Below are 21,491 nucleotides of genomic sequence, written 5' to 3'. Positions count from 1 at the left end.
TCGGTCCCTTCGCGCGCGATCAAGCCGATGGACGCGTCGCAGACCTCTTCTTCGGGTTCGCGACCGGAGACAGCCCGCGAGGACTGGTGCTCGCAAGCAACGACCCCTTCGTGTCGATACTCATGCGGAGCGACCATGTGAACGCAGTGAGACAACGGGGCCTCGCAGACCTGCGATCAGGCGAGCTGAGTTCCGGTGTGAATGGCAGACCCTACGATCGGGACATCAGCAATAACGGATTCGTGTTGCTGAACGATGTGATCAACGTGTTGTCCAGTCCACTCAGCGGTCCGGCCGATCCCGATTCTCTGCACGCGCGCAACCTGCCGGAATCGTTCCTTGTCTCCTACCATCTCGACGTGTTCGCAAGCGAGCCCGCCCCAGACGGCGCAGTCGAAGTGACCTACGTCATCAACAACGACACGACCACAGACTCGCTCACCCGGATACCCATGTCTGGCGGAGCCCACCTCCCCGTGGCGTCTTCGGCGTTGCTCTCGGCGGAGGCAGACAGCGGTGACTGGGCGTCGCAGCATCAGACGATCGCCTGGCCTGAGAAGGTCTATCCGTGAGGGGGGCGGCCGAACGGTATCGGCTCACCACCGCAATGGTGCTGCTCACCCTCTCCGCCTCGGCGCTGTCGGGCTGCGCCGAGAGAGTCTCTCCGCCGGTCGGCGTATGGGAAGCGAGCGGGGAAGACCACGGGACGCTCACGCTCGATCCAGATGGCGGGTTCGAGGCCGCGGATCTGTCCTCCAACCTTCTCGAACGCAGTGAAGCGGAGTATGACTTCAACGGTGAGGGAACATGGCGATTGTCCGCCGACGGGCACGCGGCCATTCTGAGTTTCGAGCGTGCGTCCGAGGGAGTCTTCACCGTGGGTACTGACGTCTCCGTCCCCGTCGACTTCACCTCCGGATCGATGTACTTCGTCGACGTAGAGCACACCGCCAGCATCGAACTTCGAATGAGCGAAGGTGACGACTGACCGCGTTCGCCACAGGGGCCCGGTCGCCGCTATGCGAGCGCGAGGGCGCTCTCATCTGCGATTGTCGCTGTCATCATCGTTGCGCTCGCCGCGTGTGCACCCAGAGTCGTGTCACCGGTCGGTACGTGGGAGGCGACGGGCGATGATCGCGGCACCATCGCGCTGGACGCGGACGGCACGTTCCGGGCGTTCGATGTCTCCTACAACCTCCTAGACGGCTATCGCACGGATGGTGATCTCTTCTTCGCCCGGGGTGAGTGGTGGGTCGAGGAAGGTCCGGAGATTCGGTTGCGTTTCACTCGCGCGGAGTACGGCTGTCAATACATCGACCCGGTCACGACGTCCATTCCGTTCCCGATCGGGACGCTCCGCTTCGGCGACGTGGAAGGCTTCACGAGTATCGAGTTCAGGAAGCTCGATCCCGATGAATGACAAGACACATCGGGCCTCCGGCGCATCGTATTCACCGGCGCGTTCCAGGGCCTGCTGACCCGGCTGAGGTGGATCGGAGCCCTCTCCGCCGGGTTCCTGCCCTTCATCTTTCCCACGCAGCGTCGATCGAGCCGAGCCGAAAACCGCCTCGGGTGCAACCTCCCGAGCGCTGACGCCTTTCACACGGTCGGGATCCACACCCTCATCGTCGAAGGTCCCCGGCGCGCCCAGTCGTGATACGCCACGAGAGGCGACTCCACGACATCGCCGGACGAACGCCGCCGCACCGGCAGCACCACCCGTCCGTCCCGCTCGACCGGGTCGCCGGCGACGACGGCCTCGCCCACATCCGCGCCGAAGTCGAGCGACTCCAGCGCCAGCACCTCGGGCCCGCGTTCGATCACGACACTGCCGCGCACGGCATCCACCATCGGATGCGGTGCGACGGCACGCGGAGTCACCGGCAGACTCAACTCGACCACATCGCCTGCGCGGAACGCGCGAGACACGGCCACCCATCCGGCGGCAGTCGGTTCTTCCGTGACGGAGTCGCCCGAGCGCACGCGCAGACCCGCGCCCTCTGCCCACGACGGCACGCGCAGCGACAGCGTGAACTCGGCATCCTCGACGATCTCGATCCGGACGTCTCCGTCGGCCGGGTACCCCGTCGACACCTCGAAGGCGACGACCCTTCCGTCAGGCAGAGCGGCCCGCACGGATGCCGGGGCGTACTGGTGCAGCTGCACTCCGTCGTCATCGGCGGTCGCGACATAAGCGGCGAGGCTCGCGAACGTGCGGGCCACGTTCGGCGGGCAGCACGACACCTCGAACCAGGGAGCCCGCAGCGATGACGAAGCACGCGGCGACGTGGCATCCGGATCCGCCGGCGTTCCCGGCGTGCGCTGGTGCAGCGTGTTCGCGTAGAAGAACGAGCGCCCGTCGGAGCCGGGCGACGTCGCGACCACGTTGAAGAGAGTCCGTTCGATCAGATCGGCGTACTGCGTCTCACCGGTGGCGAGCAGCAGCCGCCACGAGAACATGATCGACCCGATGCCCGCGCATGTCTCGGAGTACGCACGGTCCGGAGGCAGCTCCCAGTCGTCGCCGAACGCCTCGTCCTGATGGTGCGAGCCCTGGCCGCCGGTGACATAGGTGCGCCGCTCGGCCGTGCGATCCCACTGCGATCGCAGGGCGTCGAACAGCGTCGAGTCCGACAGCTCGGTCGCGACGTCGGCCGCAGCCGACGACAGGTAGTTCGCGCGCACGGCATGACCGCGGAGGGCCTCGGCGTCGCGCACGGCGACATCGTCCTGGAAGTACTCGCGGCCCCACTCGATCTCCCCGAGCGAGCCGGCGCCGTGGCGCTCCACGAACAGTGCGGCCTGATCGAGGTAGCGCTGCTCGCCGAGCGCGCGTCCGAGCTCCACGAGACCCACCTCGACCTCGGCGTGACCGCAGATCGCGTCGCGCCCGTCGGGTCCGAACTCCGTGCACACGAGGTCGGCGGCGCGGCGGGCGATGTCGATCAGCCCGTCGTCGGCATCCGGTCTCGTCCGCACCCGCGCGACCGCGGCCTGGAACAGGTGCCCGAGGCAGTAGAGCTCGTGTCCCCACTGCAGCTGCGTCCATCGTTCGTCCTGGCCCGGTCGACCGAACATGGTGTTGACGTATCCATCGGGCTCCTGAGCCGCCGCGACCCGGCCGACCACCGCATGGAATCGCTCCTCGAGGTCGCCGTCGCGCCCGGCATCCGTCCGTCCGATCTCCCACGCGAGCGCTTCGAGGTACTTATAGACCTCCGAGTCCGAGAACTCGCGGCCCCGCCGCCCCGCGGGCAGCGTTCCCGCGGCGGCGCGATCGAAGTTCGGCAGCCAGCCCTCCGACTCGAGTCGCGATTCGATGTGAGAGAGCGTCGCCGAGCCGTTCACGGCCTGGCGCTCGCCCCAGAATCCGCCGGTGATGCGGACCTCGTCGAGGCCGAGCGGGCGCAGGCGACCGCGCGTGGGGACCACCGGAGCGGCGGGTGTCGTGGTGTCGGACATCGTCATCCCTTGAAGGCGCCGGACATGAAGCCGCGCACGTAGTGTCGTTGGAGGATCAGGAAGAGCAGGATGCAGGGGAGCGCCAGCACGACGACCCCGGCCTCGGTGGCGCCGTAATCGACGACGCCCTGCACCTGCCCGCGGAGGTTCGCGACCGCGAGCGGCAGCGTCATGCGGTTGGTGTCGTTGATGAGGATCAGCGGCGCCATGAAGTCGTTCCACGCGGTGAGGAATGCGAACAGGCCGACCGTGACGAGGCCCGGCTTGACCGCCGGAAGCAGCACTCGCCAGAGCGCTCCCCAGCTGGAGCAGCCGTCGACCATCGCCGCTTCGTCCATCTCCTTCGGGATCGACTCGAACGAGATGCGCATCATGAACATCGAGAACGGCAGCTGGAACATCGTGATCACGAGCGCGACGCCGACGAGCGAGTTCTGCAGGCCGACCGCGTTGAGGATCACGTACAGCGGGATCAGCAGCGTCGCGTACGGCACCATGAGGATCGCGAGCGTCAGCAGGAAAAGGGCGTTCTTGCCCGGGAACGAGAACCGCGCGAACGCGTAGCCGCCGAGCAGCGAGATGAAGAGGGTCAGAGCGACCGTCAGCACCGAGACGAACAGCGAGTTGCCGAGGTACACCCAGATGCCCGCCTGGTACTCGCCGAGGGCGGCGTAGTTGCCGAAGCCCCACCCGTCGGTCTGGCTGGTGCCGGCCATCGGGCTCACCGATGAGACGCCCGTCCAGATGAGCGGGTAGAGGAAGATCACGGCGAGGGCGGTCGTGAACACCCAGTACGGGATGCCGTAGACGACGCGTGCGGCCTTCGACCGGTAGCGGGGGATCGTGGGCTGCGAGTTCGGCGCGACGATCGTGCGCGTGAGGGTCTCGGTCATGATGATCAGCTCTCTGTTCCCTGTGTCAGTCGTTCTCGGGGCGGCGGAACGCGCGCAGCTGGAAGACGTTGATGACGATGAGGGCGAGCAGCACGATCACCGACAGCGCTCCCGCGATACCGAGGCTGTTCTGCCCCTGGAAGGCGACGTTGTAGATGAGCTGCACGACCGTCATGGTGCTGTTGTCGGGTCCGCCCTTGGTCAGGATGTAGAACTGCTCGAACGCGAGCAGCGATCCCGTCACGCACATCACCGTGGTCAGCGCGAACGTCGGCTTCAGCAGCGGCACCGTGATGTCGCGGAACGTCTGCCACCGGTTCGCGCCGTCGATGCGGGCGGCCTCGTAGACGTCGTCGGGGATGCCCTGCAGCCCCACGAGCATCAGCAGCATGTAGAACCCCGCATACCGCCACACGATGAGGAAGATCGTCGACCAGAGCGCACCCTCGGGGGTGCCGAGGAAGGTGATGCCCCACGACGTCATGAGGTCGGCGAAGGGGCCGGCGATCGGCGAGTAGAGCACGTAGAACAGCAGCGAGGCGGATGCCAGGCCCAGCGCGCTCGGGATGAGGAACGCCGTGCGCAGGAACCCCTTCCACCGGGTCGACTCCTGCACCAGGAGCGCGAGCCCGAGCCCCAGGCCGATGAGGATCACGGTCGTGATGACGGTGTAGAGCAGGGTGAAGCGGATGCTGTCCCAGAAAAGGCGGTGCGTGACGGCATCCGTGTAGTTCTCGGGGAAGTTGAGGCCCCGATTGCCGCTCAGCAGTGGCCAGTCGGATGCCGACATCTGGAGCACGAGCACGAGCGGGACGACGAACAGGAGGGCGACGAAGATCGCCGTCGGTGCGGCGTACAGCCAGCCCTGGACGGGACCGCCGAATCCGGTTCGCGGTCTGCGGCGGCGCAGCGGGGGTGCGGCCTGGGTCATCTCGTCCTCTTTCGGAAGGGGTGAGCGGAGGGGGGATGCGGGGCGACGCTGTGCGCCGCCCCGCAGTCACTCGGATCGAGGGGGTCACTGCGACAGGATCGCGGTGATCTCCTCGTTGTCGGTCGGCACGGAGTCCTCGCCGTTCAGCACCGCGTTGCGGATGAGCGTGAGCCACGGGCTTCCGGGCGCGTTGAACGCCTGCTGGAAGTTCAGCGCGACCGGGGTGTCTCCCTGGGCCGCGACCTCGTTGATCGTGACCAGGCGCGGGTCGGCGGCGGCGTACTCGTTGTCGGCGAGGTCACCGCGGGAGACCGCGTTGCCGTCTTTCGCGAGCACCTCGACCTGGGCGTCCTCGGACATCATCCAGTTGAGGAAGTTCCACGCCTGCGCGGCCTTCTCCGAGTCCTTCGAGATGCCGATGCCGTCACCGCCCACGAAGGTCGAGACGCCGCCGTCGACACCGGGGATGCCGGCGACCCCGGCGTCGAACTCGAGGGACGGGAGCAGCGTCGCGGGGAACGGCATGACGCCGACCTTGCCCTCGCTGAACGCCGCGGTCCACGTCGGGCCCGCCTCGTCGGTCGAGCTGGGGAGCACGGCCCCGGCCTCTTCGAGTTCGGCCCACGTGTCGTAGACGGCCTGTGCCGAGTCGCCGTCGAGCAGGGACTCGGTGCCGTCGTCGCTCAGGACCTCGTCGCCGGACGCCCAGATCGAGGGGAACCAGGTGAAGACCAGGCACCCGCCGCAGTTCAGACCGGTCGCCGTGCCGTAGGTGTCGGGCTTGTTCAGCGCCTGCACGGCCATCGCGGCCTCGGCGAACTCCTCGAGCGTCGCGGGCGCCTTCTCGGGGTCGAGTCCGGCCTCGGCGAAGAGCTCCTTGTTCCAGAACAGCATCGACAGGTCGAGGGCGAACGGCAGCACGTACTCGGCGTCGTCGACCGTGCCGGCCGAGAGGTGCCCGGGGTTGATCTCGTCCTTGAAGTCGAGTCCGTCGATCTGCTCGGAGATGTCCTGGAACAACCCCTGCTGCGCCCAGTTGGGCACGTACACGATGTCGGCGGCGAACAGGTCGGGAAGTCCGCCGGATCCTGCGGCCGCCCCGACCTTGGCGACGTAGTCGTCGTTGGGGACGACCGTGAGCTCGACCTGGTTCTCGTGGCTGGCGTTGTACGCGTCGACGAGGAGCTTGGCCTGGCGCTCGATCGGGGCGCGGGTCCACAGCGTGAGCGTCGTGCCGTCGTCGGTGCCCTCGGCGGTGATGGGCTCGCCGGAGCCCTCCGACGAGGCGGGTGCGCAGGCGGCGAGGCCTCCCGCGACGAGGCCTGCCGCGAGCAGCGCGGCGGCGGCGCGCCGTGCGGCGCGGGAACGGGTGGTGTTCATGGAAGGAGCTCCTCTTGGCTCGTCTTCGAGCGGTGCGATGGGGCGCTTCGACACTGCAGCGCCGGGAGGGGGAAAACCCGACTTTCCGAAAGTTACGAAAAGCCTTTCGAAAAGGTATAGCGTGATTCTGGCGAGGGCGTCAAGCCTTGTTCCGATAACCTTTCAGCAACAGGGAGAGCGATGAGCGACACGAACGGATCCCGGGCGGTAACCCTCGGAGACGTCGCCGCGCGCGCCGGGGTGTCGATCTCGACGGCATCCAAGGCGCTCAACGACCGCGGCGACGTGTCGGCCAAGACCCGCGCGAAGGTGCAGGCGATCGCCGAGGAGCTGTCGTTCACGCCCAACGCCATGGCCCGAGGCCTGCTGGCCGGGCGCACCGGCACCGTCGGCCTGCTCACGAGCGACCTCGAGGGGCGCTTCATGATCCCGATCCTCATGGGAGCGGAAGACGCCTTCGGCGCCGGACGCATCAACGTGTTCCTCTGCGACGCGCGCGGCGACGCGATCCGGGAGCAGCACCACCTGCGCGAGCTGCTCAGCCGCCGGGTCGACGGGATCATCGTGGTGGGGCGGCAGACCGATCCGCGGCCGTCGCTCGGTCAGGACATCCCCGTGCCGGTGGTCTACGCGTACGCCCCGTCGGACGATCCGGGCGACCTGTCGCTGACCCCCGACAACTACGCGGGCGGGCGCCTCGCGATCGAGCATCTGCTCTCGTGCGGACGTCGCCGCATCGCGCACATCTCCGGGGACCCCGCGTACGCCGCCGCTCAAGACCGTCTCGCGGGTGCTTGCGCGGCGCTCGGCGAGGCAGGGCTCGAGCTGGTCGGCGAGCCCATGTTCTCGGAATGGACGGAGCACTGGGGGAGGGATGCCGCGGCGATGCTGCTGCAGCAGTATCCCGACATCGATGCGATCTTCTGCGGATCGGACCAGATCGCCCGCGGCGTGCTCGACTCGGCACGGGATCTCGGCCGCAGCGTGCCCGACGACCTCGCCGTGATCGGCTACGACAACTGGGAGGTCCTCGCGACGAACGCCCGCCCCGAGCTCACCAGCATCGACGCCAATCTGCAGCAGCTCGGCCGTCAGGCGGCGCTGCGGGTGTTCGACGCGATCGACGGGATCGACGTCGGCGAGGGCGCGCACCACCTGCCGGTGCGGCTCGTGATCCGCGGATCGACGATCCCTCGGCGCTGAACCCAGGGATTGGGTCCCTGAGCCTGTCGAAGGGCCCAGCAACCCACCGGGGCCGGTCAGACCTCGTCGCGCCAGGAGTGCTGCGGGTCGAACCCCAGCATCCGCCGGGCCTTGTCGATCGACAGCAGCGTCTCGTTCGGGCCGAACTCACGCGCCACCGGGACGTCGGGGAAGACCTCGGCCAGCAGCTCGGCGTTCGGGCGCGACATGACGGTGTCGGCCGCCGCGATGATGAAGTTGTCGAACCCGGGGGCGGCCCCTTCCAGCGCGCGCTGCACGGCCTGAGCGCCGTCGCGCGCGTCGATGTAGCCCCACAGGTTCCACTTGCGTGCCAGGGCGTCGTCGTCGAACGCCGGGAAGGCCGCGTAGTCCTCGGGCACCATGACGTTCGAGAACCTCAGCGCCGTGATCGACAGGTCGGGGTTCCATCGCACGAGCTCGACGGCCAGATGCTCCTCGAGCGTCTTCACCAGCGAGTAGACCGACTCGGGGCGCGCCGGGTAGTCCTCGTCGACCGGCACGTAGGGCGGCGGGACGTCGAAGGGCAGGCCGAGCACGGTCTCGCTCGACGCGTAGACGATGCGGCGGATGCCGAGTCGCACCGCCGCCCAGAACACGTTGAACGTGGCGGGCATGTTGTTGTGGAAGGTCGCGACGTCGCTGCGGATGCCGGGCGCCGGGATCGCCCCGAGGTGCACGACGGCGTCGATGCCGTCGTGACGGTCGCCGACCGCCGTGAAGGCGTCGATGACCTGGCCGTAGTCCGTGAGGTCGACCTGCACGAAGTCGGGGCCGCGGACGCCTGCGACGTCCATGCCGACGACCTCGTAGCCCTGGGCGCCGAGCTCCCGCGCGACGACGCTGCCGAGCTTGCCCGATGATCCGGTGAGTGCGATGCGCATGACACCAGAGTGGCACGCCGACGGGAAGGGCGGGGCCGCTCGGCATACACTCGTCGGCGTGACCGACACGAGCAGCGAGACCCGACGGACCGTGGGCGTGCGCGATGTCGCGGCGCTCGCCGGAGTCTCACGGCAGACGGTCTCGCGGGTGCTCAACGACCATCCCGAGGTCGCCGTCGAGACTCGCGAGCGCGTCGTCGCCGCGATGGACGAGCTCGGCTACCGCATGAACAACGCCGCCCGCGCCCTCGGCACCCGGCGGTCGCGCACGCTCGGCGTCCTGGCATCCGACGCCCTGCAGTACGGACCCTCGCGCAGCATCGCGGCGCTCGAGGCGTCGGCGCGACGCGCGGGCTACTGGGTGAGCGCGGCGTTCGCCGACGCGGGGGATGCCGAGGCGGTCGCGGCCGCGGTCGACCACCTCGTCGCGCAGGGCGTGGAGGGCGTCGTCGTCGTCGCGCCGCACGCGCGCACCCTCGAGGTGCTCGACGAGCTGCGCATCGGCGTGCCGGTCGTCACCCTGCACTCGGCCGACCGGGGAGCACGGGGTCTCTCCGTCGATCAGGCCGCCGGTGCCCGTCTCGCCGTGGCTGCGCTCGCCGATGCCGGGCACACGCGCATCGCGCACCTGGCGGGCCCCGCCGACTGGCTCGAGGCCGAGTCGCGAGCCGAGGGATTCGCGGCGGAGCTCGCGGCGCGCGGACTCCCCGCGGGGCCCGTGATCGCGGGGGACTGGTCAGCGGGTTCGGGGTACGCGGCCGTCGACCCCGTTCGCGCCGCGGCCGTCACGGCGGTGTTCGCCGCGAACGACCAGATGGCGCTCGGCCTCCTGGGCGGCCTGCACGAGGCCGGTCTGTCCGTGCCCGGCGACATCAGCGTCGTCGGGTTCGACGACATCCCCGACGCCGCCTTCTACTGGCCGAAGCTGACGACGGTGCGGCAGGACTTCGACGAGCTCGCCCGCCGCGCGGTCGCCGCGGTGATCGGCGGGGCAGAGGCGACGGCACCCGACCTGTCGCCGGTCGCCCCCGTGCTGGTGCGGCGCGACTCCGTCGCGCCGCCGCGCTGACCCGCCTCGCGTGTCTTGACGTCGTAACGCCCCCGTGACACACTTCTGTGACCGGTCACAGTCGCCGTCCCGAACACCACGAGGTCCCGTGAGCAACGAAGCCCCCACCTTTCCCGCCGAGGTCGACGCCGCCATCGCGGTGGTGCGTGCCGAGGTCGCCCGACTGCACGGCGAGCTGGTCCGCTACGGACTCGTCGTCTGGACCGGCGGCAACGTCTCGGGCCGCGTCCCCGGTGCCGATCTGTTCGTGATCAAGCCCAGCGGCGTGAGCTACGACGACCTCGCACCCGAGAACATGATCCTCTGCGACCTCCACGGCGTGGTCGTGCCAGGCACGCCCGGCAGCGACCGCTCGCCGTCGAGCGACACTGCCGCGCACGCCTTCGTCTACCGGAACATGCCCGAGGTCGGCGGCGTCGTCCACACGCACTCGACGTTCGCCGTGGCCTGGGCCGCGCGCGGCGAGGAGATCCCCTGCGTCATCACGGCGATGGCCGACGAATTCGGGGGACCGATCCCGGTCGGTCCGTTCGCGATCATCGGCGACGACTCGATCGGCCGCGGCATCGTCGAGACGCTGCGCGGCCACCGCTCCCGGGCCGTGCTCATGCAGAACCACGGGCCGTTCACGATCGGGGCTGATCCGAAGGATGCGGTGAAGGCCGCCGTGATGGTCGAGGACGTCGCCCGCACCGTGCACCTCGCCCGCGAGGCGGGACCGCTGATCCCGATCCCGCAGGCCGCGATCGACAGCCTGTTCGACCGGTACCAGAACGTCTACGGCCAGACCGAGGACGCGCGCCGATGAGCGCCGTCGACGACCTCCGCGAGGGCCGGACGAGCCTGGGCATCGAGCTCGGATCGACCCGCATCAAGGCCTGCCTGATCGGCTCCGATCCCACCGCCGTGCTCGCGACCGGCTCGTTCTCGTGGGAGAACCGCCTCGAGGACGGTCTGTGGACCTACCCGCTCGCCGAGGTGTGGACGGGCCTGCAGGCCGCGTACGCAGAGCTCATCGCCGATGCCGAGCAGCAGCACGGCATCCGCCCCACGGCGTTCGGGGCGATCGGGATCTCCGCGATGATGCACGGCTATCTCGCGTTCGACGAGGCGGGCGAGCTGCTCGTGCCGTTCCGCACCTGGCGCAACACCAACACCGGCGCGGCCTCCGCCGAGCTCGGCGAGCTGTTCGGAGTCAACATACCTTTGCGGTGGTCGATCGCCCACCTGCATCAGGCCGTGCTCGACGACGAGTCGCACGTGTCGCGCATCGCGAGCGTGAACACGCTCGCCGGATACGTGCACGAGAGGCTCACCGGCGAACGGGTGCTGGGGGTGGGCGACGCCTCGGGCATGTTCCCGATCGACTCCGCGACCGGCGACTACGACGAGCGGATGCTGCGCGCGTACGCCGCACGGACGGGCGACCTGCTTCCCCGCGCCCTCGACGAGATCCTGCCCGAGGTGCGCCCCGCCGGAGCGCCGGCCGGCGTGCTGACAGACGAGGGGGCGGCGCTGCTCGACCCGACCGGTGCCTTGCGCCCCGGCATCCCGCTCTGCCCGCCGGAGGGCGACGCCGGAACCGGGATGGTGGCGACGAACGCGGTCGCGCCGCGCACCGGCAACGTCTCCGCAGGAACGAGCATCTTCGCGATGGTCGTGCTGGAGCGACCGCTCGCCGAGGTGCATCACGAGCTCGACCTCGTGACCACTCCGGCGGGCGACGCCGTGGCGATGGTGCACTGCAACAACGGCGCCAGCGAGCTCGCCGCCTGGGCGGGACTGTTCTCGCGGTTCACCGCGGCCGCCGGACAGCCGCTCGACGATGACGCGGTGTTCGACCTGCTCTTCCGCGAGGCCCTCGACGGGGAGGCGGATGCCGGTGGCCTGCTCGCCTACAACCACCTCGCCGGCGAGCCCATCGCCGGGCTCGACGCCGGACGCCCGCTCTTCGTGCGCACGCCCGACAGCGTCCTGACCCTCGCTAACGTCGTTCGGGCGCAGCTCTACGGCGTGTTCGGCACGCTCGCGCTGGGCATGCAGGTGCTGCAGGACGAGGGCGTCGAACTGGACCGGATGTTCGCGCACGGGGGCATGTTCCGCACCGCCGGCGTGGCCCAGCGCTTCCTCGCCGGGGCGCTGGGAGCACCCGTCGCGGTCGGCGACCTCGCCTCGGAGGGCGGCGCCTGGGGCATCGCCGTGCTCGCGTCCTACCTCGCGCACGCCGACGACCGGTCGCTGGGGGAGTACCTCGACGAGACGGTGTTCGCCACGGCATCCGTCTCGCTCGCTGATCCCGACCCCGCCGACGTCGCCGGTTTCGCGACCTATCTCGACCGCTATCGGGCGGGGCTGGCCATCGAGGCCGCCGCCGTCGCGTCCCTCTGAAAGGCAGCACCGCATGACCCTCACCACCTCGCTCGACGGCTACGAGGTCTGGTTCCTCACCGGCAGCCAGCACCTGTACGGGCCCGAGACGCTCGCGCAGGTCGCCGAGCAGTCGCAGGAGATCGCTCGACTGCTCGACACCGCCGCCGACGTGCCCGTGAAGATCGTCTGGAAGCCGGTGCTCACCGACTCCGCCGCCATCAAGCGCACCGCCCTCGAGGCCAACGCCGACGACAAGGTCATCGGCCTCATCGCCTGGATGCACACGTTCAGCCCCGCGAAGATGTGGATTGCCGGTCTCGACGCGCTGCAGAAGCCGCTCGCCCACCTGCACACCCAGGCGAACGTCGAGCTGCCGTGGGCCGACATCGACTTCGACTTCATGAACCTCAACCAGGCCGCCCACGGCGACCGCGAGTTCGGCTACATCCAGACCCGCCTCGGCGTGCCGCGCAAGACGATCGTCGGCCACGCGTCCGATCCGCGCGTGCAGCGCGAGCTCGGCACCTGGCAGCGGGCGGCCGCCGGACTCGCCGCGTCCCGCGACCTGAAGCTCGCCCGCTTCGGCGACAACATGCGCTACGTCGCGGTGACCGAGGGTGACAAGACCGAGGCCGAGCTGCGCTTCGGCGTGCAGGTCAACACCTGGGGCGTGAACGAACTGGCGGACGCCGTCGCCGCGGCATCCGCGTCGGACATCGACGCCCTGGTGTCGGAGTACGAGGAGCAGTACGAGGTCGCGCCCGAACTGCGGCGCGGCGGCGAGCGGCACCAGTCGCTGCGCGACGGCGCGGCCATCGAGATCGGACTGCGCTCGTTCCTCGAGGAGGGCGGGTTCGGCGCGTTCACCACGTCGTTCGAAGACCTCGGCGCGCTGCCGCAGCTGCCCGGTCTCGCCGTGCAGCGCCTCATGGCGGAGGGCTACGGCTTCGGCGCCGAGGGCGACTGGAAGACGGCGATCCTCGTGCGCATCGCGAACGTCATGGGCGCGGGGCTCCCCGGTGGGGCGAGCCTCATGGAGGACTACACGTACGACATGACCCCCGGTGACGAGCTGATCCTCGGCGCGCACATGCTCGAGGTGTCGCCGTCGCTGACCACCGCGACGCCCACGCTCGAGATCCATCCGCTCGGCATCGGCGGCAGGGACGACCCGGTGCGCCTCGTGTTCACCGCCGACCCCGGCCCCGCTGTCGTGGTCGCGCTGAGCGACATGCGCGATCGGTTCCGCCTCACCGCGAACGTCGTCGAGAACGTCGCGCCGCGCGCCGCGCTGCCGAAGCTCCCCGTCGGCCGCGCGGTCTGGAAGCCCGCCCCCGACTTCACGACCTCGGCCGCCGCGTGGCTCACCGCCGGAGCGGCGCACCACACGGTCATGTCGACCGCCGTCGGGATCGAGGCGTTCCGCGACTTCGCCGAGATGGCCGAGGTCGAGCTGCTCGTGATCGACGAGAGCACCACGCTGCCCGAGTTCCAGAAGCAGGTGCGCTGGAACCAGGCGTACTACCGACTGGCGCAGGGGCTGTGATGGTGACCGTACCGAGGTCGGGCCGGCAGCTGCACCTCGCCGCCCACGGCTACGAGGCCGACATCGCGAGCGTCGGCGTGTCGCTGCGCACGCTGACGTTCGACGGCCGCGACCTCGTCGTGCCGTTCGAGGCCGACGAGGTGCGTCCGGCCTATCGCGGGGCGACGCTCGCCCCGTGGCCCAACCGCATCGTCGACGGACGGTACCGCTTCGGCGGCGTCGAGCACCAGCTGCCGCTCACCGAGCCCGCGCGCGGGCAGGCCCTGCACGGGCTGCTCGCGTGGGCGGAGTTCGAGGACAGACTCGTGCTCGACGACCGCGTCGTGCTCGCTGCCGTGATCGAGCCGCAGACCGGGTACCCGTTCCGCGTCGAGGTCGAGGTGGAGTACCGCCTCGACGCGAACGGTCTGGAGCAGACGGTGACGGCACGGAACCTCGGGGCGGATGCCGCGCCGTGGGGCACCGCACCGCATCCGTATCTCGTGGCGGGCCCGTCTCGCGGGTCGTCGAGCGAGAGCAGCGTCGATGCCTGGACCCTCAGCCTTCCGGCATCCGAGGTGCTCACGGTGACGCCGGACCGGCTGAGTCCCGTCGCCGTCGAGCCGGTGACCGAGCATCCGGAGTGGGATTTCCGCACCGCACGCCGGATCGACGACGTCTTCATCGACCACGCCTTCACCGGGCTCGCCCGCACGGACGGCATCGCCGAGGTGCGCCTCACGACTGACGACGGCTCCGGGGTCGCGATCAGCTTCGACGAGCGCTGCCCGTGGGTGCAGGTGCACACGGCAGACACTCCCGAGACGGCGTCGACGCACCGGCTCGGACTCGCGGTCGAGCCGATGACCTGTTCGCCCGGCGCGTTCACCTCCGGGACCGACCTCGTCGTGCTCGAGCCGGCCGCCGCGCACGCGGCATCCTGGCGCATCCGCGCCCTCTGAGAGCGGGTGCGCGAGAGCTAGCGGGCGAGCCAGTGGCGCAGCGAGCGCGTGACCCAGGGGAGCACCCAGTAGGTCATGATCGGCGTGAGCACCAGCGTCGTGGCGAGCACGCGCAACCAGATCGGCAGCTCGTTCCAGCCGGGGATCGGGCTCATGGCGTACGTGAAGACGAGGTTGACGGGGAAGAAGCCCAGCCAGATCGACACCGCCTGCTTCCATCGCGGCGGTGCCTTCACGATCGCGGCGGGGCCCGTCCCGTCGGCGACCTGCACCGTGATCGACCCCGTCGCGGGCTCGTCGAACCATCCCTCGATGCCGCTGCGGCGCCGCGAGCGCTCGCTCAGCACGAGGCCCTCGCCGGTGGCGAGCCAGGCCGCGCGCTCCGCGGAGTCCTCCCACGCGACAAGCGTCTCCTCGTCGGCGAACCGGTAGAGCATGTGCCACACGTGCGAGTCGGCGCCGGCACGCACCCACCCGGATCCGAGGAACCCGGGGTACGCGTTCGCCTTGTTCACTCCGCGCTGCACCCACTCGGTGGTCTCGGCGATGCGGCCGGGGTCGACCTCGCGGCGGATGGACACGGTGATGGGATCGGACATGGCGGGGTCCTCGGGGAGCACGGCCCGGGTCGCGGGCGCATCGGCAGGGGGCGGCGCCAGGATGCGGCGCCTAACGATCGTACGTCGGATGCGGGGCCTCGTCGCGCGCGCGGGGTCAGAATGGAGGCATGAGCGCGCGCAGTGAAGCCGTCCTGATCGACGTCGTCCGCACCCCCGTGGGGCGGGGCAAACCCGGAGGGATGCTCTCGGACGTGCATCCCGTCGATCTCGCGGCCGGCGTGCTCGCGGAGCTCCTCGTCCGCAACGGCCTCGAGTCGGCGCAGATCGATGACGTGCTGCTCGGTTGCGTGAGTCAGATCGGAGACCAGTCGTCGAACATCGCCCGGCAGGCCGTGCTGGCGGCGGGCTTCGCTGAGACGGTCCCGGCCGCGACGATCGACCGGCAGTGCGGATCGAGCCAGCAGGCCGTGCACTTCGCCGCCCAGGGCATCATCGCCGGGTCGTACGACGCCGTGATCGTGGGAGGCGTCGAGTCGATGAGCCGCGTGCCGCTCGGATCGTCCGCGGCCGGCGGGACTCCGATGTCGCCGCGCTTGCGTGAGCGCTATCCCGACGGGCTCGTGAACCAGGGTGTGTCGGCGGAGCTGATCGCCCAGCGGTGGGACCTCGACCGTGACGCGCTCGACGCCTACGCCGCGGAGTCGCACCGACGTGCGGCCGCCGCGTGGGACGAGGGGTTCTTCGACCGCACGGTGGTCCCCGTGGCGGAGGCGCCCGACGCCCGGCGCGACGAGACCGTGCGCGCCGCGACCACCGCATCCGGGCTGGCGGGTCTGCAGCCGGCGTTCCGCACCGAGGCGCTCGCTGCGCGCTTCCCCGAGCTCGACTGGCGCATCACGCCCGGGAACTCCTCGCCCCTCACCGACGGCGCCTCGGCCGCACTGCTCATGAGCGCCGAGCGGGCGGAGCAGCTGGGTCTCACGCCGCGGGTGCGCTTCCGCGCCTTCACGGTCGTGGGCGACGATCCGCTGATGATGCTGACGGGTCCGATCCCTGCGACGCGGCGCCTCCTCGATCGCTCGGGACTCTCGATCGACGACCTCGATGCCTACGAGGTCAACGAGGCGTTCGCGTCCGTCCCGCTGGCGTGGGCCGCCGAGCTCGAGGCGGATGCCGCGAAGCTCAACCCGCGCGGCGGGGCCATCGCGCTCGGTCACGCTCTCGGCTCCTCCGGCACCCGGCTGCTCGGCACACTCGTCGACCACCTGGAGGCGACGGGCGGCAGGCTCGGCCTGCAGACCATGTGCGAGGGCGGCGGCATGGCGAACGCCACCCTCATCGAACGGATCTGACTGTCGGAGGCGCGGGCGCCCCGGAAGGACATGTGCGCCACGGAAGGATGCGTCGGACTCCGGCATCCTTCCAGGGCGCACGTCTCCGTGCGACGCGCACGGGAGCCGGCTTCCCAGGATGAAGAAGACCCCCGCCGACCCGATTCGGCGGGGGTCTTCGCGGTGGGTGCCACCGCGACGGGAGCAGATGCTCACCGTGTGGCGCGGATGACGTGACTACCCGATCCGGTCTGAGTCCTGTGTCCGCGCATCTGCAGTTGTAGTCGTCCGATGTGTCCGATCGGTGAACACGGGGAGAACTCCTCCGTCCGCGACGCGATGAGAGATAGTAGGACGCCCTAGTAAATGAATGGATGCCGAAGTATGATCGCAATGTGCCAATGACGGCTCGAAGGGACATCGCACAATGACTCGCACCATCCCCCATTTCGTAGGCGGAAAGCCCGTGACTCCGGACTCCGGCCGCTTCGCCGACGTCTTCGATCCCAGCACGGGTGGCGTGCAGGCCCGCGTGCCCCTCGCCTCGGCCGAGGAGGTGCGCGCAGTCATCGCGAACGCCGAGGCCGCCCAGGCCGAGTGGGCGGCGACCAACCCGCAGAAGCGTGCTCGGGTGCTCCTGCGATTCCTCGACCTCGTGCAGCGCGAGATGCAGTCGCTCGCCGAACTGCTCGCGAGTGAACACGGCAAGACCGTCGACGACGCGAAGGGTGACATCCAGCGCGGCCTCGAGGTCATCGAGTTCTCCGCGGGTGCGCCGCATCTGCTCAAGGGGGAGTACTCGACCGGAGCCGGCGCCGGCATCGACGTCTACTCGATGCGCCAGCCGCTCGGCGTCGTCGCCGCGATCACCCCGTTCAACTTCCCGGCGATGATCCCGCTGTGGAAGGCCGGTCCCGCGCTCGCCGCCGGCAACGCGGTCGTGCTCAAGCCCAGCGAGCGCGACCCCTCGGTGCCGGTGCGCCTCGCCGAGCTCTTCCTCGAAGCCGGGCTCCCCGCCGGAGTGCTCAACGTCGTGCACGGCGACAAGGAGGCCGTCGACACGCTGCTCACCGACGACCGCATCCGCGCTGTGGGGTTCGTCGGCTCGACTCCCATCGCCGAGTACATCTATGCGACAGCGGCGGCGCACGGCAAGCGCGCCCAGTGCTTCGGGGGCGCCAAGAACCACATGATCGTGATGCCCGACGCCGACCTCGACCAGGCCGTCGACGCGCTCATCGGGTCGGGCTACGGCTCGGCGGGGGAGCGCTGCATGGCGATCTCGGTCGCCGTGCCGGTCGGGCAGGAGACAGCGGATGCTCTCGCCGCGAAGCTCGCGGAACGCGTGGCGCGGCTGCGCGTCGGCCCCTCGCTCGCGGCCGACGTCGACTACGGACCCCTGGTGACCCGCGCGGCGGTCGAACGCGTGGAGGGGTACATCCAGCAGGGCGTCGACGAGGGCGCGACGCTGCTCGCCGACGGCCGCGGGTTCTCGGTCGCCGGTCACGAGGAGGGCTTCTTCCTCGGCCCGACGCTGTTCGACCACGTCACGACCGACATGGCGATCTACCGCGAGGAGATCTTCGGTCCGGTGCTCGTGATCGCCCGCGCGGCCGACTACGAGGAGGCGCTGCGCATGGCCTCCGAGCACGAGTTCGGCAACGGCGTCGCGATCTTCACGCGCGACGGCGACGCCGCTCGCGACTTCGCTGCGCGGGTCGAGGTCGGCATGGTCGGCGTGAACGTGCCGATCCCCGTGCCGATCGCGTACTACACGTTCGGCGGCTGGAAGCGCAGCGGGTTCGGCGACCTCAACCAGCACGGTGCCGACGCCTTCCGCTTCTACACGAAGACCAAGACCGTCACCAGCCGGTGGCCCAGCGGCATCCGCGAAGGAGCCAGCTTCGTCATCCCCACCATGCACTGACCCCGATGCCCCACAAGGACTCACCATGACCGACACGATCACCGTCACCACCGCCGAGGAGCGCGAGGCCATCCTCGGCGCCGTCCGCGAGTTCGCCGAGACCGAGCTCGCCCCGTTCGCCGCCGAGCGCGACGAGAAGCACCTGTTCCCCCGGGAGTCGCTGCAGCGCGGCGGCGAGCTGGGCCTCGGCGGCATCTACGTGCGCGAGGAATTCGGCGGCACCGGACTCAGCCGCGCCGACACGGTCGCGATCTTCGAGGAGCTCGCGAAGGGCGACCCGGCCGTCGCGGCGTACATCTCGATCCACAACATGGTCGTGTGGATGATCGACACCTACGGAGACGACGCGCAACGCGGACAGTGGCTGCCGCAGCTCACCGCGATGCAGGAGTTCGGCGGCTACTGCCTCACCGAGCCCGGAGCCGGGTCGGATGCCGCGAACATCGCCACGAGCGCGGTGCGCGACGGCGACGACTACCTGCTCACCGGTGTGAAGCAGTTCATCTCGGGTGCGGGTGAGGCGGCGGTGTACGTCGTCATGGCGCGGACGGGTGAGCCCGGCGCGCGGGGGATCAGCGCCTTCCTCGTCCCGGGTGACGCCGCAGGGCTGAGCTTCGGAGCCCCGGAGAAGAAGATGGGCTGGCACGCGCAGCCCACGCGCCAGGTCATCCTCGACGGGGTGCGTGTGCCGGCATCCGCTCTCCTGGGCGAGGAGGGGCGCGGCTTCGCGATCGCGATGTCGGCCCTCAACGGCGGTCGCCTGAACATCGCGGCGTGCTCGCTCGGCGGGGCGCAGTGGGCGCTCGACCGGGCCGTGCAGTACGTGCACGAGCGCATCGCGTTCGGCGAGCCGCTCGCCGAGAAGCAGTCGATCCTCTTCCAGGTCGCCGACATGCGCACCGAGCTCCAGGCCGCGCGGCTCATGGTCCGGGACGGAGCGCAGGCGGTCGACGAGCACGCCCCCGACGCGACCATGCGCTGCGCCATGGCCAAGCGCTTCGCGACCGACGCCGGGTTCGACGTCGCCAACCGCGCGCTGCAGCTGCACGGCGGATACGGCTACCTGCAGGACTACGGCATCGAGAAGGTCGTGCGCGACCTGCGCGTGCACCAGATCCTCGAGGGGACGAACGAGATCATGCGCCTGATCGTCGGACGCGAGATGCTGCGGCCGGCGGGCTCCGCCTCCCTCCAGCGCAGCGGCGGGAACCCGATGCGGAGCGCATCATGACCATCGGATCCGTCCAGCGGATCGCGTTCCTCGGCCTCGGGCATATGGGCCTGCCGATGGCGAAGAACCTCGTCGCCGCGGGGCACGAGGTGCACGGCTTCGACCTCGTGCCGGCCGCGATCGACGCGGCGCGTGCGGCCGGCATCCCGGTCGCCGCGAGCGGAGCGGATGCCGTCGCCGACGCCGACGTCGTCATCACGATGTTCCCGGCCGGAAAGCACGTGATCGACGCGTACCGCACCGAGCTGCTCGCCGCCGCGCGCCCCGACACGCTCTTCATCGAGTCGTCGACGATCGCGGTCGACGAGGCGCGGGCCGCGCACGCCCTGGCGCTCGCGGCCGGGCACCGCAACGTCGACGCCCCCGTCTCGGGCGGTGTCGTGGGTGCGGAGAACGGCACGCTCGCGTTCATGGTCGGCGGATCCGACGAGGACTACGCCGCCGCGCTGCCGGTGCTCGAGGTGATGGGGAAGCGCATCGTGCACTGCGGAGGGGCGGGCCTCGGACAAGCCGCCAAAGTGTGCAACAACATGGTGCTCGCGGTGTCGCAGATCGCCGTGGCCGAGGCGTTCGTGCTCGGCGAGCGGCTCGGACTCGAGCACCAGGCGCTGTTCGACGTCGTGTCGCAGGCCTCCGGCCAGTGCTGGTCGATCACGACGAACTGCCCGGTTCCCGGCCCCGTGCCGACCAGCCCGGCCAACCGCGACTACCAGCCGGGTTTCGCCGGCGCACTGATGGCCAAGGACCTCGGTCTCGCCCTGCAGGCCATCGAGCAGACGTCGACGGACGCACGCATGGGCCGTCTCGCGCAGGAGCTCTACGCCGCGTTCGCGGCGGGCGACGGCGCCGGGCGCGACTTCTCCGGCATCATCACCGACATCCGCGACGGGATCGTGTGAAGCCCGGGATACTGGAACGACCACGACGGAGAGGGCCTTCATGACCGAGTACGAGACGATCCTGGTCGAGCAGCGCGGACGCGTCGGATGGATCACGCTGAACCGCCCGCAGGCGCTCAACGCGCTGAACTCCCGCCTCGCGGAGGAGATCACGGCCGCCGCGCAGGCCTTCGACGGAGACGACGGGGTCGGTGCGATCGTCGTGACCGGGTCGGAGAAGGCGTTCGCCGCCGGCGCCGACATCAAGGAGATGGAGGGCATGACCTCCGCCGAGATGCTCGACACCGACCACTTCGGCATCTGGCACGAGTTCGCCGCCGTGCGGACACCCGTCATCGCCGCGGTGTCGGGCTTCGCGCTGGGCGGCGGTTGCGAGCTGGCGATGATGTGCGACATCATCCTCGCGGCCGACACCGCGAAGTTCGGCCAGCCCGAGATCAACCTCGGCGTCATCCCGGGCATGGGGGGCACGCAGCGTCTCATCCGCGCGGTCGGCTACTACAAGGCCGCCGAGCTCGTGCTGTCCGGGCGGCTCATGGATGCCGTGGAGGCGGAGCGTGCCGGTCTCGTGTCGCGCGTCGTCCCGGCATCCGACCTGCTCGCCGAGGCGACGACGCTCGCCGAGACGATCGCCGCGAAGTCGCTGCCCTCGCTGTTCGCCGCGAAGGCCGCGTTGGACGCTGCGATGGAGACCGGCCTCGCCGATGGCCTGGCCCACGAGAAGCAGGCGTTCGCGGCGTTGTTCGACACCGCCGACCAGAAAGAGGGCATGGCCGCCTTCCGGGAGAAGCGTGCCCCCGACTTCCAGAACCGCTGACGTCCGGACCGGGGCGGGGCGCGGCGCGC

The 21,491-nt window shown here is 70.1% G+C and carries 20 protein-coding genes; 14 read left to right on the top strand and 6 right to left on the bottom strand.

Annotated elements, in window-relative coordinates; all coding sequences use genetic code 11:
- The first annotated feature begins 86 nt into the window (after positions 1-86).
- The 3 genes from ACIPY8_RS15355 (at position 87) to ACIPY8_RS15345 (ending at position 1,420) form a co-directional block, all read left to right on the top strand.
- Positions 87-572, top strand: a complete 486-nt coding sequence (locus ACIPY8_RS15355) for a hypothetical protein (RefSeq protein WP_400819889.1) — start codon at positions 87-89, stop codon at positions 570-572.
- Between the two features lie 35 nt (positions 573-607).
- Positions 608-988: a hypothetical protein gene (locus ACIPY8_RS15350; protein WP_400819886.1), complete on the top strand. Its 381-nt coding sequence runs from the start codon at positions 608-610 to the stop codon at positions 986-988.
- 108 nt (positions 989-1,096) lie between these two features.
- Entirely contained in the window at positions 1,097-1,420 is a 324-nt protein-coding gene (locus ACIPY8_RS15345; RefSeq protein WP_400819883.1) for a hypothetical protein, read from the top strand.
- Between the two features lie 179 nt (positions 1,421-1,599).
- Here ACIPY8_RS15345 and ACIPY8_RS15340 read toward each other — a convergent pair whose 3' ends face one another.
- The 4 genes from ACIPY8_RS15340 to ACIPY8_RS15325 form a co-directional block, all read right to left on the bottom strand.
- Positions 1,600-3,468, bottom strand: a complete 1,869-nt coding sequence (locus tag ACIPY8_RS15340) for a glycoside hydrolase family 127 protein (protein WP_400819880.1) — start codon at positions 3,466-3,468, stop codon at positions 1,600-1,602.
- The gene (locus tag ACIPY8_RS15335) at positions 3,465-4,355 is read right to left on the bottom strand and encodes a carbohydrate ABC transporter permease (RefSeq protein WP_400819879.1); all 891 of its coding nucleotides are present in this window, start codon (positions 4,353-4,355) and stop codon (positions 3,465-3,467) included. The genes ACIPY8_RS15340 and ACIPY8_RS15335 overlap by 4 nt, the downstream gene beginning before the upstream one ends.
- A 25-nt stretch (positions 4,356-4,380) precedes the next feature.
- Positions 4,381-5,286: a carbohydrate ABC transporter permease gene (locus ACIPY8_RS15330; RefSeq protein WP_400819877.1), complete on the bottom strand. Its 906-nt coding sequence runs from the start codon at positions 5,284-5,286 to the stop codon at positions 4,381-4,383.
- Between the two features lie 84 nt (positions 5,287-5,370).
- Positions 5,371-6,666: an ABC transporter substrate-binding protein gene (locus ACIPY8_RS15325; RefSeq protein WP_400819874.1), complete on the bottom strand. Its 1,296-nt coding sequence runs from the start codon at positions 6,664-6,666 to the stop codon at positions 5,371-5,373.
- A gap of 180 nt (positions 6,667-6,846) precedes the next feature.
- On the opposite strand from ACIPY8_RS15325, the gene ACIPY8_RS15320 reads away from it, so the two are divergent.
- Positions 6,847-7,869, top strand: a complete 1,023-nt coding sequence (locus ACIPY8_RS15320; RefSeq protein WP_400819872.1) for a LacI family DNA-binding transcriptional regulator — start codon at positions 6,847-6,849, stop codon at positions 7,867-7,869.
- 56 nt (positions 7,870-7,925) lie between these two features.
- On the opposite strand, the gene ACIPY8_RS15315 is transcribed toward ACIPY8_RS15320, so the two are convergent.
- On the bottom strand, positions 7,926-8,771 hold the full coding sequence (locus ACIPY8_RS15315) for an NAD-dependent epimerase/dehydratase family protein (RefSeq protein ID WP_400819869.1): 846 nt from the start codon (positions 8,769-8,771) through the stop codon (positions 7,926-7,928).
- A gap of 58 nt (positions 8,772-8,829) precedes the next feature.
- On the opposite strand from ACIPY8_RS15315, the gene ACIPY8_RS15310 reads away from it, so the two are divergent.
- From ACIPY8_RS15310 to ACIPY8_RS15290, 5 genes are all read left to right on the top strand, one after another.
- Positions 8,830-9,840, top strand: a complete 1,011-nt coding sequence (locus ACIPY8_RS15310; protein WP_400819866.1) for a LacI family DNA-binding transcriptional regulator — start codon at positions 8,830-8,832, stop codon at positions 9,838-9,840.
- An 88-nt stretch (positions 9,841-9,928) separates the two neighbouring features.
- Complete coding sequence (locus ACIPY8_RS15305) at positions 9,929-10,648, top strand: L-ribulose-5-phosphate 4-epimerase (protein WP_400819863.1); 720 nt, start codon at positions 9,929-9,931, stop codon at positions 10,646-10,648.
- On the top strand, positions 10,645-12,228 hold the full coding sequence (locus ACIPY8_RS15300; RefSeq protein ID WP_400819861.1) for a xylulokinase: 1,584 nt from the start codon (positions 10,645-10,647) through the stop codon (positions 12,226-12,228). Before ACIPY8_RS15305 ends, ACIPY8_RS15300 begins: the two co-directional genes overlap by 4 nt.
- Before the next feature lie 13 nt (positions 12,229-12,241).
- Positions 12,242-13,756 (top strand): L-arabinose isomerase, encoded by a 1,515-nt coding sequence (araA, locus tag ACIPY8_RS15295; protein ID WP_400819858.1) that lies wholly within the window; start codon positions 12,242-12,244, stop codon positions 13,754-13,756.
- Positions 13,756-14,697 (top strand): aldose 1-epimerase family protein, encoded by a 942-nt coding sequence (locus ACIPY8_RS15290; RefSeq protein ID WP_400819857.1) that lies wholly within the window; start codon positions 13,756-13,758, stop codon positions 14,695-14,697. The genes araA and ACIPY8_RS15290 overlap by 1 nt, the downstream gene beginning before the upstream one ends.
- Positions 14,698-14,714: 17 nt before the next feature.
- Here ACIPY8_RS15290 and ACIPY8_RS15285 read toward each other — a convergent pair whose 3' ends face one another.
- Positions 14,715-15,296, bottom strand: coding sequence for an antibiotic biosynthesis monooxygenase (locus ACIPY8_RS15285; RefSeq protein WP_400819854.1), 582 nt, complete (start codon positions 15,294-15,296; stop codon positions 14,715-14,717).
- 128 nt (positions 15,297-15,424) lie between these two features.
- Here ACIPY8_RS15285 and ACIPY8_RS15280 point away from each other — a divergent pair, with 128 nt between their 5' ends.
- The 5 genes from ACIPY8_RS15280 (at position 15,425) to ACIPY8_RS15260 (ending at position 21,462) form a co-directional block, all read left to right on the top strand.
- Complete coding sequence (locus ACIPY8_RS15280; protein WP_400819851.1) at positions 15,425-16,609, top strand: thiolase family protein; 1,185 nt, start codon at positions 15,425-15,427, stop codon at positions 16,607-16,609.
- Between the two features lie 406 nt (positions 16,610-17,015).
- Positions 17,016-18,515, top strand: a complete 1,500-nt coding sequence (locus tag ACIPY8_RS15275) for a CoA-acylating methylmalonate-semialdehyde dehydrogenase (RefSeq protein ID WP_400819849.1) — start codon at positions 17,016-17,018, stop codon at positions 18,513-18,515.
- A 25-nt stretch (positions 18,516-18,540) separates the two neighbouring features.
- A complete protein-coding gene (locus tag ACIPY8_RS15270; protein ID WP_400819846.1) occupies positions 18,541-19,746 on the top strand; it encodes an acyl-CoA dehydrogenase family protein in 1,206 nt (401 codons plus the stop codon).
- Positions 19,743-20,645 (top strand): 3-hydroxyisobutyrate dehydrogenase, encoded by a 903-nt coding sequence (mmsB, locus tag ACIPY8_RS15265; protein WP_400819844.1) that lies wholly within the window; start codon positions 19,743-19,745, stop codon positions 20,643-20,645. The genes ACIPY8_RS15270 and mmsB overlap by 4 nt, the downstream gene beginning before the upstream one ends.
- 40 nt (positions 20,646-20,685) lie before the next feature.
- Complete coding sequence (locus ACIPY8_RS15260) at positions 20,686-21,462, top strand: enoyl-CoA hydratase-related protein (RefSeq protein WP_400819841.1); 777 nt, start codon at positions 20,686-20,688, stop codon at positions 21,460-21,462.
- The last annotated feature ends 29 nt before the right edge of the window (positions 21,463-21,491 follow it).

It is taken from the genome of Microbacterium sp. NPDC089696 (assembly GCF_044749125.1).
In the GTDB taxonomy this organism is placed as follows: Bacteria; Actinomycetota; Actinomycetes; order Actinomycetales; family Microbacteriaceae; genus Microbacterium.
Note: the sequence above shows the minus strand (reverse complement) of the source record. Positions and strands in the feature narration are given on the sequence as shown.

What these genes read in the sequence shown, in the direction of transcription:
- ACIPY8_RS15340 (WP_400819880.1), bottom strand. Translation starts at nt 3,468, where the DNA reads ATGACGATGTCCGACACCACGACACCCGCCGCTCCGGTGGTCCCCACG.
- ACIPY8_RS15300 (WP_400819861.1), top strand. Translation starts at nt 10,645, where the DNA reads ATGAGCGCCGTCGACGACCTCCGCGAGGGCCGGACGAGCCTGGGCATC.
- mmsB (WP_400819844.1), top strand. Translation starts at nt 19,743, where the DNA reads ATGACCATCGGATCCGTCCAGCGGATCGCGTTCCTCGGCCTCGGGCAT.
- ACIPY8_RS15320 (WP_400819872.1), top strand. Translation starts at nt 6,847, where the DNA reads ATGAGCGACACGAACGGATCCCGGGCGGTAACCCTCGGAGACGTCGCC.
- ACIPY8_RS15270 (WP_400819846.1), top strand. Translation starts at nt 18,541, where the DNA reads ATGACCGACACGATCACCGTCACCACCGCCGAGGAGCGCGAGGCCATC.
- araA (WP_400819858.1), top strand. Translation starts at nt 12,242, where the DNA reads ATGACCCTCACCACCTCGCTCGACGGCTACGAGGTCTGGTTCCTCACC.
- ACIPY8_RS15285 (WP_400819854.1), bottom strand. Translation starts at nt 15,296, where the DNA reads ATGTCCGATCCCATCACCGTGTCCATCCGCCGCGAGGTCGACCCCGGC.
- ACIPY8_RS15350 (WP_400819886.1), top strand. Translation starts at nt 608, where the DNA reads ATGGTGCTGCTCACCCTCTCCGCCTCGGCGCTGTCGGGCTGCGCCGAG.
- ACIPY8_RS15330 (WP_400819877.1), bottom strand. Translation starts at nt 5,286, where the DNA reads ATGACCCAGGCCGCACCCCCGCTGCGCCGCCGCAGACCGCGAACCGGA.
- ACIPY8_RS15275 (WP_400819849.1), top strand. Translation starts at nt 17,016, where the DNA reads ATGACTCGCACCATCCCCCATTTCGTAGGCGGAAAGCCCGTGACTCCG.
- ACIPY8_RS15290 (WP_400819857.1), top strand. Translation starts at nt 13,756, where the DNA reads ATGGTGACCGTACCGAGGTCGGGCCGGCAGCTGCACCTCGCCGCCCAC.
- ACIPY8_RS15325 (WP_400819874.1), bottom strand. Translation starts at nt 6,666, where the DNA reads ATGAACACCACCCGTTCCCGCGCCGCACGGCGCGCCGCCGCCGCGCTG.
- ACIPY8_RS15260 (WP_400819841.1), top strand. Translation starts at nt 20,686, where the DNA reads ATGACCGAGTACGAGACGATCCTGGTCGAGCAGCGCGGACGCGTCGGA.
- ACIPY8_RS15335 (WP_400819879.1), bottom strand. Translation starts at nt 4,355, where the DNA reads ATGACCGAGACCCTCACGCGCACGATCGTCGCGCCGAACTCGCAGCCC.
- ACIPY8_RS15315 (WP_400819869.1), bottom strand. Translation starts at nt 8,771, where the DNA reads ATGCGCATCGCACTCACCGGATCATCGGGCAAGCTCGGCAGCGTCGTC.
- ACIPY8_RS15280 (WP_400819851.1), top strand. Translation starts at nt 15,425, where the DNA reads ATGAGCGCGCGCAGTGAAGCCGTCCTGATCGACGTCGTCCGCACCCCC.